Source organism: Nonomuraea sp. NPDC049655, assembly GCF_044465465.1.
Lineage (GTDB): Bacteria > Actinomycetota > Actinomycetes > Streptosporangiales > Streptosporangiaceae > Nonomuraea.
On record NZ_JBITLS010000005.1, the window covers coordinates 291,614 to 302,301 of the forward strand.

9 protein-coding genes are annotated in these 10,688 nt (G+C 74.2%); 1 reads left to right on the top strand and 8 read right to left on the bottom strand.

Going from position 1 to position 10,688, the window contains the following annotated elements:
• Positions 1-2: 2 nt before the first annotated feature.
• From ACIBQ6_RS18375 to ACIBQ6_RS18400, 6 genes are read right to left on the bottom strand one after another with little or no spacing between them, the layout of a single operon-like run.
• Positions 3-1,307 (bottom strand): protein kinase, encoded by a 1,305-nt coding sequence (locus ACIBQ6_RS18375; protein WP_397213113.1) that lies wholly within the window; start codon positions 1,305-1,307, stop codon positions 3-5.
• A 9-nt stretch (positions 1,308-1,316) separates the two neighbouring features.
• Complete coding sequence (locus tag ACIBQ6_RS18380) at positions 1,317-1,628, bottom strand: AzlD domain-containing protein (protein ID WP_358293921.1); 312 nt, start codon at positions 1,626-1,628, stop codon at positions 1,317-1,319.
• The gene (locus tag ACIBQ6_RS18385) at positions 1,625-2,287 is read right to left on the bottom strand and encodes an AzlC family ABC transporter permease (protein WP_397213115.1); all 663 of its coding nucleotides are present in this window, start codon (positions 2,285-2,287) and stop codon (positions 1,625-1,627) included. The genes ACIBQ6_RS18380 and ACIBQ6_RS18385 overlap by 4 nt, the downstream gene beginning before the upstream one ends.
• A 10-nt stretch (positions 2,288-2,297) precedes the next feature.
• Entirely contained in the window at positions 2,298-3,161 is an 864-nt protein-coding gene (locus ACIBQ6_RS18390) for an AraC family ligand binding domain-containing protein (RefSeq protein WP_397213117.1), read from the bottom strand.
• Entirely contained in the window at positions 3,158-4,966 is a 1,809-nt protein-coding gene (locus tag ACIBQ6_RS18395; protein ID WP_397213119.1) for a protein kinase, read from the bottom strand. Before ACIBQ6_RS18395 ends, ACIBQ6_RS18390 begins: the two co-directional genes overlap by 4 nt.
• A gap of 10 nt (positions 4,967-4,976) precedes the next feature.
• Entirely contained in the window at positions 4,977-6,824 is a 1,848-nt protein-coding gene (locus ACIBQ6_RS18400; protein WP_397213121.1) for a serine/threonine-protein kinase, read from the bottom strand.
• A gap of 286 nt (positions 6,825-7,110) precedes the next feature.
• Here ACIBQ6_RS18400 and ACIBQ6_RS18405 point away from each other — a divergent pair, with 286 nt between their 5' ends.
• The gene (locus ACIBQ6_RS18405; protein ID WP_397213123.1) at positions 7,111-8,028 is read left to right on the top strand and encodes a chorismate mutase; all 918 of its coding nucleotides are present in this window, start codon (positions 7,111-7,113) and stop codon (positions 8,026-8,028) included.
• Positions 8,029-8,064: 36 nt separating this feature from the next.
• Here ACIBQ6_RS18405 and ACIBQ6_RS18410 read toward each other — a convergent pair whose 3' ends face one another.
• Together ACIBQ6_RS18410 and ACIBQ6_RS18415 are read right to left on the bottom strand one after the other, a co-directional pair.
• Entirely contained in the window at positions 8,065-9,159 is a 1,095-nt protein-coding gene (locus ACIBQ6_RS18410; protein ID WP_397213125.1) for an SGNH/GDSL hydrolase family protein, read from the bottom strand.
• 153 nt (positions 9,160-9,312) lie between these two features.
• A complete protein-coding gene (locus tag ACIBQ6_RS18415; RefSeq protein ID WP_397213127.1) occupies positions 9,313-10,677 on the bottom strand; it encodes an amino acid permease in 1,365 nt (454 codons plus the stop codon).
• Positions 10,678-10,688 lie beyond the last annotated feature (11 nt).

Below are 10,688 nucleotides of genomic sequence, written 5' to 3' on the forward strand. Positions count from 1 at the left end.
CGCTACTCCTCGCCGTCCTGCGACGGGTCGATCTGGCCGGGGGTCCTTGAGGGGGCGTCGTCCTTCTTCTTGTCCTGCTCGTCCCGCGGGGCCGCCGACTTGGTCGGCGTCGGCTTCTTCGCCGGGGACTTCGCGGGGGTGCTGGTGCGTTCGCCGCTGGTGGGCGAGGGAGCGCTGCGCCGGGGCGCGGCGGACTGCGAGGGACGCGCGGACTGCGAGGGATGCGAGGTCGCGGGGGGCGGCTCGGAGTCGGTGACGGTGGTCTTCGGCGGGTCCGTCGGGGCGTCGCTGCCGGGCGGGGTGACGACCGCCGGAATCGTCGGGGCGCGGCCCTGCACCGGCTGGTCCGACTGCTTCGTCCACCAGGCCGCGCCGCCGGTGACCAGGCCCACCAGCAGCGCGCCCGCCGCGATGGCCAGGATCGGCATCCCGCGCGGGCGGCGTACGGCCATCGGGGGCACCGGCACGGGGCCGGTCTGCTCCAGCGGCCCCCCGGTCAGGACCAGTCTCAGCCGCTGCTCGGCCTCCTCCAGCGACATGCGCTGCGCGGGGTTCTTGCGCAGCAGCCCGAGCAGCACGGGGGCGAGCACGCCCGCGCGGGCCAGCGGTTCCGGCTCGGCGTGCATGACCGCGCCGAGCGTGGCCAGGGCGTTGTCCCGGTGGAAGGGGGAGTGGCCCTCGACCGCCATGTACAGCGTCACGCCCAGCGACCACAGGTCGGAGGCGGGCCTGGCCTGGCCGCCGGCCGCCCGTTCGGGGGCCATGAAGGCGGGGGTGCCGATGAGGATGCCGGTCCTGGTGACGGGGGCCTCGTCCTCGGTGGTGGCGATGCCGAAGTCGGTGAGCACCGCCCGGCCGTCCTCGGTCAGCAGCACGTTGTCGGGCTTGACGTCACGATGGAGCACGCCCGCCGCGTGCGCGGCGCGCAGCGCCTCCAGCAGTTGCAGCCCGATGGCGGCGACCTTCGTCGGCGGCAGCGGGCCGTCGGCGCGGATGGTCTCGCCCAGGGTGCGGGAGTGCACGAGCTGCATGACGATCCACGGATGCCCGCCCTCCTCCAGCACGTCGTAGACGGCCGCCACCCCCGGATGCGCCACCCGGCCGGCCGCCCGCGCCTCGCGGAACGTGCGCACGGCGAACACCTCGCGCTCAGGGCCGCTCAGATCCGGTGGTGGCAGCACCTCCTTGACGGCCACGTCACGGCCGAGCACCTCGTCGTGCGCCTGCCACACGGTTCCCATACCGCCCTGGCCGATCGTCCTGAGCAGCCGGTAGCGGCCACCGACCATCCCCGCAGAATCGGACATGCACGGCGACTACCCAAGAAACATCCGGGCAAGCGCGGTGACGACGGCCGCCGCCGCCAGGATCACCAGGAACGGCGCCCGCAGCACCAGGGCGACCACGGCCGCCACCAGCCCCGCCGTCCGCGCCGGGTCGAACGCGGGCCGGCCCTGCTCGGTGAACATCTGCACCGCGATCAGGGCCGACAGCAACGCCACGGGCACCAGTTCGGCGAACCTGCGCACCGCCGGATGGTCCAGCACCCGGCGCGGCGCGGCCAGCCCGGCCAGCTTGAGCGCGTAGCAGCCGAGGCAGACCGCGACGATCGCCCACCAGACCGTCATCGCACCATCACCACCAGCACCGCGACCGCCGACAGCAGCACCGGCACGCCCGGCGGGAAGAACGGGCTGGTCGCCAGCGCGACCGCCGCCCCGGCCACCGCCAGCACCCGCAGCCGCCCGCTGGCGGCCAGCCGCGGCCACAGGATGGCCAGGAACGTGGCCGGGCCCACGGCGTCGAGCCCGAGCACCCGCGGGTCGCCCAGGAAGGACGTGCCGACCGCGCCGGCCAGGGTGGTGAGGTTCCAGGCGACGTACAGGCTGGCGAAGGTGGTGAGGAAGCCGGTGCGCGCCGACGGCTCGTCCGGCTGGGCCAGTGTGACGGCGGTGGTCTCGTCGATCACGCCGTGGGCGGCCAGCAGCCGGCGCGGGCCGCGGACGTTCAGCAGGTCGGCCAGGCGCAGGCCGTAGAGGGTGTTGCGGCCGCCGAGCAGCAGCGCGCCCGCGGCCGCGGCTGTCAGGTCGCCGCCCGCGCCGATCGCCCCGGCCAGCGCGAACTGCGAGGCGCCGGTGAAGGCCAGCAGGCTCAGCACGCACGCCTGGGGCACGCTGAGCCCGGCGGTGATCGCCGCCGCGCCGAACGCGAGACCGGACAACCCCACGGCCAGACCCACACCGAGGCCGTCACGCACCGCGGCGGAACGGCGAGTTGTCTGTTCCATGGGAAACAGCTTATGAACTGGGCAAATATCCGGTCTTGTACGTTCCTGCGGCTCTTTGGTAGGCGGCGGGCGGAACGCCCACGACGCGCTTGAAGTGCCGGTTCAGGTGGGCCTGGTCGGTGAAGCCGACGTCCGCCGCGACCTGCGCCGGGCGTACCCCCTCAAGGAGCAGCCGGCGGGCCTGCCGCACGCGCAGCGAGGTGAGGTAGGCGTGCGGCGGCAGGCCCGTCACGGCCTTGAACGCGCGCAGCAGCGGGAACGGCCGCACCCCCACCGCCGCCGCCAGCGCCTCCAGCGTCGGCGGGTCGAGCAGGCTCTCGTGCAGCAGGGCCATCGCCTCGCGCACCGCCTGCCGGCCCGCGCCCGGCGGGCTCGCATCCGGTCTGGGCGCGGCGTGCCTGCTCAGCAGCTTGGCGAACAGCGTGCGCGACAGCGTGGAGGCGGCCAGCGCGTCACCGCGCTCGGCCGCCTGGTGCGCCCGCCCGAGCAGTGCCGCCATCTCCGGGTCGCGCACCACCTGGTGGGGGAAGTACGGGGTGGCCAGGGGCGCGTCGAGCTCGGCCGCGATCCCGGCCAGCGCCTCGACCGACGGATACAGCATCCGGTACGCCCACCCGCCCGGCGTGCCCGCCTGACCGGTGTGCACCGAGTCCGGGTTGACCAGCACCAGCTCGCCCGCGCCCGCCCGGTGCAGGGTGCCGCGGTAGTCGAACTCCTCCACGCCCGCCACGATCAGCCCGATGGCGTACCCGTCGTGGACGTGCCGGGAGAAGCGGTGGGTGACGTAGCGGGCCTTGAGCAGGTCGGTCCCGGGAACCGCCGGATGCCGCCAGAAGCGGGCCCGTTCCCGCGCGCCGTCGTGCTCCGGCGTCATTCCGGGCGGAAGGTCTTGACGAAGGTGTCGAACCAGTGCCGGTCGGCGGCCCAGCGGGAGTCGAGGGTCTCCCAGTACAGGGCGTACGGGCGGCCGGCCGCGGTGTGGAAGCCGCGGTTGATCACGTGGATGAGCTGCCCCTTGCGCAGCTGGGTGAACTCCCAGTCGGAGGCGCGCAGGCCGAGGTATTCGGTGGGGGTGATGCCGATCCGGGTGTAGTGGTCGAACTCGCCCTTGGCCTTGATCTCCTTCTCCAGGCCGAGCCAGTGCTGTTGCGGGTCCTTCCACGGGATGTCGGGGACGGTCCACTCCACGATCATCGCGCCGGGGGTGCCGGGGCCGGACAGGCGGATGCTGTCCCTGGTCGGGTTCTTGGCGGCCGTCCAGGTCTTGGGGACGGCCATGGAAAAGTGGCCGGCGGCGCTGGTGAGGGGGCGCCAGCCGGCGGGCACCGCCGGGGCCGTGGGGGTCGGCTCGCCGGTGGGTTTCTTGGTCGGCCGGGGGCTCGGCTCGGGCGTCGGGGACTTCGACGGCGGCGTCGAGGGGTCAGGGGTGGGGTCGCCGGTGGCGGGCGGCTGGGCACCGGCCGTGGGGGTGGGCGTGGCGGACCCGGACAGCTGGTCGTAGAGCAGCACGCCGCCGCCGCCCAGGAGCGCCAGGACGGCCACCGTGGCGGGCACCGCGATCCACATCGTCCGGCCGCGCCGCCGCGGGTCTCCCGGGACCGTCCGGTGCGGCGGCCGCGCGTCGCCGGTGACGGGCGGCGATCCCTGCGGCGCGGCGTAAGGGCCGCTGGGGGTGGCATGGGGGCCGCTCGGGCTGTGGTGCGGGCTGCTGGGCGTGGGGTGGGGGCCGCTCGGGGTGGGATGCGGGCCGCTGGGCGTGGCGTGCGGGGCCGGGTTCTGGGGGTAGGGGCCTTGGGGGGACGGACCGGGGGCGGCGGGCCCAGGGGCCGGGAAGGGGGCCGACCACATGGGGGTCTGGTCGGCCAGCAACGGTTGCCCGGTGGCCACCTGGTGGAGCAGGCGCGCGGCCTCGCCGGCCGGCATCCTGGCCGCCGGGTCGCGCCGCAGCAGCCCCATGATGACCGGCTGCAACGCCCCCGCCCGCACGGGCGGCTCGGGCTCGTCGCGCAGCACGGCCGCCACGGTGGCCGCCCACGAGTCGCGTTTGAACGGCGGCCGCCCCTCCACCGCCGCGTACAGGGTGGCACCGAGCGACCACAGGTCGGACTCCGGACGGGCGGCCTCGCCGTTGAGCCGCTCCGGCGGCATGTACGCCGGGGTGCCCACCAGCCCGCCGGTCGCCGTCAGCCCCGACTCGGCCTCCAGCGCGGCGATGCCGAAGTCGGTCAGCACGACCCTGCCGTCGTCGGCCAGCAGCACGTTCTCGGGCTTCACGTCACGATGGAGCACCCCGGTGGCGTGGGCGGCCCGCAGCGCGTCGAGCACCCGGCCGCCGACCATCGCCACCAGCGCCGCCGGCAGCGGCCCGCGCTCGCCGATCACCTCGGCCAGCGAACGGGACCGGACGAGCTGCATGACGATCCACGGCCGGCCGTCCTCCTCGACGACGTCGTGGATGACGATCACCGACGGGTGGTCGAGGCGGCCGGCCGCCCTGGCCTCCCTGATGGTCCTGCGGTTGAGGTCGGCCCGCTTGGCGTCGCCCACGCCCGTGTAGCGGACCTCCTTGATCGCCACCGTACGGTCGAGCAGCTCGTCGTAGGCACGCCAGACCACCCCCATGCCGCCCTCCCCGAGGGGCTCGATGAGGCGATACCGGTTGCTGACCTGCCTTTCCACGCAGGGAAGCCTACTTGGCGGGTTTGAAGGTCGCGCTGAAGCCCTCGAAGAAGTGGTAGTCCTTCTTCCAGTGGCTGTTGAGGGTGTGCCAGTAGATGGCGTACGCCTTCCCGTTCTCGGTGATGAAGCCGCGGTCGCGCACCCGGGTCTTGCCCGTGTTGGTGTTCCAGGTGAAGTCCCAGTCGGCGGCGGCCTTCATGTAGTCGACCTTCTTGATGCCGATCTTCTTGTAGCCGCCGAAGTTGTGCTTGAGCGACGGCTCCTGCTTCTTCCAGTCCTTGTACGGGTCCTTGCCGGGCTTGGCCGCCTCCTCGATCATCAGGTAGGCGTTGGAGGCCGCGCCGGGGCCCTTGAACTTGACCTGCCGGCCGCCGCGGTCCCAGACGTCCCAGCCCTTGGGCAGCCCGATGGAGAAGCCGAGCTCCTTGTCCTTGTACATCTTCCAGCCGCTGGGCAGCGGGTCGGCGTCCTCGGTCTTGTCCGGCGTGGCCGAGGGCGAGGAGGACGGCGAGGACGAGGGCGTGCTCGTGGCCGGCGGCTTCGACTCGGTGCCCGACGTGGACGCGGTGGGCGCGGAGGACGAGGTGTGGGCCTTGGCCGACTGCCTGGCCTGCGGCGGCCTGGACGAGTGGTCCTCGGGGGCCGACCTCAGGCCGAGATAGCCGCCGACCCCGGCGACCAGCACGACCGCCGCGGCGGCCAGCGCGATCGGCCCGAACTTGCGGCCCTGCTGGCGGCTGCTCACCGTGGGGTCGCCGGTGGGCTCGCCGGGGAGCGCGGAGTCCCTGGTCGAGGGCGGGATCCGCGCGCCGGTCCCGACGGGCGGCGGCGTGCCGGCGGCCCTGCTCCTCGGCGTGGGCGCGGGCCTGGGCGCGGGCCTGGGCGTGGTCCGGGGCGTGGTCCGGGGCGCGGGCCTGGGCGGGGGGACGGGCAGGTCGGGGTCGGTCGGGGTGTCGTCCTCGTCCTCGACGGGGTCCGGGGCGGGGACGGCGGCGCGCAGCTTCCGGCTGGGGAAGCGCCTGGTCTCCGCCGGGCTCGACGCGGTGGCGGCCTCGCGCAGCATCCGCGCGGCCTCCTCGTACGTCAGGCGCTGCACCGGCTCCTTGACCAGCAGCCCGCTGATCACCCCGGCCAGCGGCCCGGCGTGCGGCGCGGGGTCGGGCTCGTCGGTCAGGACGGCGTGCATCGTGGCCAGCGCCATGCCGCGCTCGTGCGGCGAGCGGCCCTCCACGGCCGTGTAGAGCGTCGCGCCCAGCGACCACAGGTCGGACTCACGGCGCGCGGGCAGCCCCTTGAGCCGCTCGGGCGCGATGAACGCGGGGGTGCCCGCCAGGCCCGTCACGGTGAGCTGCGTCTCGGTCTCCAGCGTGGCGATGCCGAAGTCGGTCAGCACGACCCTGCCGTCGTCGGCCAGCAGCACGTTCTCGGGCTTGACGTCGCGGTGGAGCACCCCGGCCTCGTGCGCCCGGTGCAGCGCGTCGAGCACGGCGACGCCGATCTCGGCCACCCGCTCGGGCGGCAGCGGCCCCTCCTGCTTGATCACCGCCCCCAGGGAGCGCGACTGGACCAGCTGCATGACGATCCAGGGCCGGCCGTCCTCCTCGATCACGTCGTGGACGACGATGACGTTGGGGTGCTCGAACCTGGCCGCGGCCCGCGCCTCGCGCATCGTGCGCCGGTTGAGCAGCTGCACCTCGTCGCCCAGGGCAGCGGCGTAGCGGACTTCCTTGATGGCGACGGTGCGGTCGAGGAGCTCGTCGTGGGCGCGCCAGACGATGCCCATGCCGCCCTTGCCGATGGGCTCCAGCAGCTCGTACCGGCCGGCGATGCGGCGTCCGTCCTGCTTGCGATCCGACATCAACGGCCTCAAACCCTCCCTCTCGGCCAAGAAATACTCCCATAGCGAGGGATCATCGGCGACTCGCCGGAAGGTCAGTCCGCCATATGAGAAGGAACGTCCAGCAGGTGGAGGCGGGTGTAAGGTTTCAGACATGACTTGTCGCTACACCTTTACCGAGCCGGCTCCGGGAGGGCCGGTCGTCAGCTAGCGACCACCTGGAGTCGGCACAAGGCAGAGACGCCCCGTCTCTGCCTTTTTGGTTTTCCTGCCGGCTTCGCTGGGCCGGCCCGAGTGGGGAGTCGAGATGACATCGACCTTGGAGCGGCACATGGTGACGATCGGCGGGCTGCGCGTGGGTCACGGCCCGGCCGTGGTGATCGGCGGGCGGGTGAGCCTGCGCCCGCATCGGGGGCAGGTCGACGCGCGTGAGGCGCTGGGGGAGCGGGCCACGCTGGTGGAGCCGTACTCGGCGGCCGACCTGCCGGCGATCGCGGCGCTGGCCGACGCCGTGGTGGTGGGGGCCACGTGGACGCGCGACATCCCGCTGGTGCGGGCCGCGGCCGGGCTCGGGCTGCCGGTGGTGGTCGAGCGGCGGCCGTCGGCGTCGGTGGAGGAATGGGTGGGCCTGGCCGGCTACTGCGCGGCCGAGGGGAACGACCAGGTGGTCCTGTGCGAGGGGGGTCGGCTCGACCTCGGGGTGCTGCGGGCGGCGCGGGCCGCGTCGGGGCGTCCGGTGCTCGCCGACGTCTCGCGCGACCCGGGGCTGGCGGCGGCGGCCGTGGCGGCGGGCGCGGACGGCCTCGTGGTCGCCGGTCCCGCCGGTCCCGGCGGCTCGGGCGGCCCCGGCGGCTCCGGTGGCTCGGGCGCGTCCGGACCGGCGGACGAGGCTGCGGACGTGCGGGCGGCCGAGGAGGCCGTGACGCTGGTCGGCGCGTTGTTGCGGCCCGAGTCGCCGGCGACGCTGGCCGAGTGCCGGGAGGCGATCGACCGGGTCGACGCGGCGCTGGCCACCCTCCTGGAGCGGCGCGCCGCCCTGGCGGGCGTCGTTCAGCGGCTCAAGCCGGTGGGCGGGTTCGCGGGGCGCGATCTGGCGCGGGAGCGGGCGCTGGTGGCGCGGATGGCGACGCGGGCGCCCCAGCTGGGGGAGGAGCGGCTGGCGGCGGTGATGAACGCCGTCATCGAGGCGGGCCTCCACCTGGCCGAGGAACGCGCCCGCCGCTGAGCCCACCACCGAGCCGGGGGGCGGGAGGCTCGCGGCTCAGGGGGTGGTGAGGCGGTAGTTGTGCAACGGGCGGCCGGGGCCGGTGGCGATCTGCTGGTTGATCAGCTCGGCGAAGCGGCGGTAGCCGTCGCCGGTGGGGTGGAAGCTGCGGGCGTTGACGGTCAGCGGGTCCATGTCCACGGCCAGGCTGTTGAGGTACGGCTGCGGCGTGCCGGCCTCGTGGCCCGTGAACGCCTCGTAGGCGTCGACGTACTCGACGCTGCCGGGGGCGCCGAGGCCGGCCAGGCCGCGGTCGTGCTCGGCCGTGACGGCGCCCACCGTGTCGTTGAGCTTGCGCGTGACGGTGTTGAGCCACCGCTGGTCGGCCACGCTCAGGTTGTCGACCGTGCGGACGGGCGAGGCGGGGAACGGCCTGGGATAGCCGAGGACGATGACCCGGGCCCCCGGCGCGCGGGCGCGCAGCTCGCCGAGCACCCTGGTCAGGCTGGGCCGCAGCTCGGCGATGCGCCGGGCGACCGTGGCGTCCTGGTCGACGCAGGCCGACGACCAGGGCAGCTTGACGATGCACCCGGTCAGGACGTCGGTGAACCCGGCGTCGTTGCCGCCGATGCTCAGGGTCACCAGGCTGGCCGACGGGCCGACCCGGGTGATCTGGGGCTGCTGGCCGTACTGGCCGGACAGGAGCTGGCGGGTGGTGGCGCCGCTGCAGGCGTAGAAGGCGCTGCCGCCGGTGAACGGGTGCGCCTTCGCCACCAGCGGGACGTAGGAGCCGCGGGCGCGGTGGCAGCGGTCGGCGCCGTCGTTGACCGGGCCGGCGTCCTGCTCGTAGACGCCTTCGCCGGAGGAGTAGGAGTCGCCGAGCGCGACGTACGTGCCACTGAGCGCGGCCTGGACGGGCGTCACCCGGGTCAGCCGCGGCAGGTCGCCGCGCGGCTCCTGGAGCGGCCCGCAGCCGGGGGAGAGCACGGCGCAGGCGAGCTTCGGATAGACCCCCAACGGCACGCCGATCAGCGCGAGCGCGGCACCCACCGCCGCTGCCGCCGCCGCGACCCGCCACACCTGCCGCCCCCGCCCCCGCCCCCGCCGCTCCGCCCCGACCTCGACCGGCGCCAATGGCTCGACGGCGGGCACGCCGGACGGCCCGGTGACGGGCGCAGTGGCGGGCCCGGCGATGGGCTCGGTGGCGGGGACGGCGGTCGCCGCCCGGCCGAGCGCGGGATCGAGTGTGTCGTCCAGCTTGTCCAGTGTGGCCTCCCCCGAGCGGCGACTCCTGCCCGGACGAGACTAACCCGCCTCCTGCGCGGCCTCCCGCGTCCGGCGGCGGCGGCGTACCACCAGCCAGCCGAGCGCGATGCCCGCGACCAGGGCCGGGATGAGGAAGAAGGCCACCCGCTGATCGCGGTCGGCGAACGGCATCAGCAGGATCACCAGCGCCAGGAACCCGAGCGTCAGCCAGTTGGTGTACGGCGAGCCCGGCATCGGGAACGCCGACCGGTGCCCGGTGGCGCGCAGCCGGGTCTGGCAGTAGACGAGCACCCCCCACGTGGTGATCACCCCCAGCGAGGCGACCGCCGTGGCGATGTTGAAGGCGCGCTCGGGCAGGTAGTAGAACAGCGCCACGCCGCCGAGGAACATGGCCGCGGTGAACACGATCCCGCCGATCGGCACGTGCCGGGAGCTGAGCGCGGCGGCGAAGGCGGGGGCCTCCCGCTTGGTGGCCATCGACCGCAGGATGCGCCCGGTGGCGTACAGGCCCGAGTTGCAGGACGAGAGCGCGGCCGTGATCACCACGAGGTTCATGGCGTCGGCCGCCCAGGGCACCCCGAGCCCGGCGAAGAACGTGACGAACGGCGAGGTGCCGGCGCTGTAGGACGTCCACGGCAGGACCATCGCCAGCAGCAGCACCGAACCCACGTAGAAGATCGCGATGCGCCAGATCACGCCGTTGATCGCCCGAGGCATGACCTCGTGCGGCCGGGCGGTCTCGCCGGCGGTGATGCCGACCAGCTCGATCGAGGCGTAGGCGAACACCACCGACTGCAGGCTCATCAGCACCAGCGGGAAGCCGGTGGGGAAGAAGCCGCCGTGCGCGACCAGGTTGCGCGGCCCGGCGTCGCCGACGGCGAAGACCACCAGCACCAGCGCGACCACCAGGAAGATCACGATGGCCAGCACCTTCAGCATCGCGAACCAGAACTCCAGCTCGCCGAACAGGCGGACCGACAGCAGGTTGACCGCCAGCACGAACCCCAGCGCGAGCAGCGCGGTCAGCCACTGGGGGAAGCCGCCGGCCCAGTAGTGGACGTACGCGGCGATGGCGGTCAGTTCGGCGATGCCGGTGAAGGCCCAGTTGACCCAGTACATCCAGCCGCTGGCGAAGGCCGCCCACGGGCCGATGAACTCACCCGCGTACTCGACGAAGGAGCCCGAGGCCGGGCGGTAGAGCACCAGCTCGCCGAGCGCCCGCATGACGAAGAAGGCGGCCAGCCCGGCGGTGGCGTAGGAGAGCACGAGCGCGGGCCCGGTGGCGGCCAGGCGGCCGCCCGCGCCGAGGAAGAGGCCGACCCCGATCGCGCCGCCGATCGCGATCATCTGGATCTGGCGGTTGCCCAGCGCGTGGCTGTACCCCTCGTCGGACTGCGTGCGCACCCGGTGTCTCC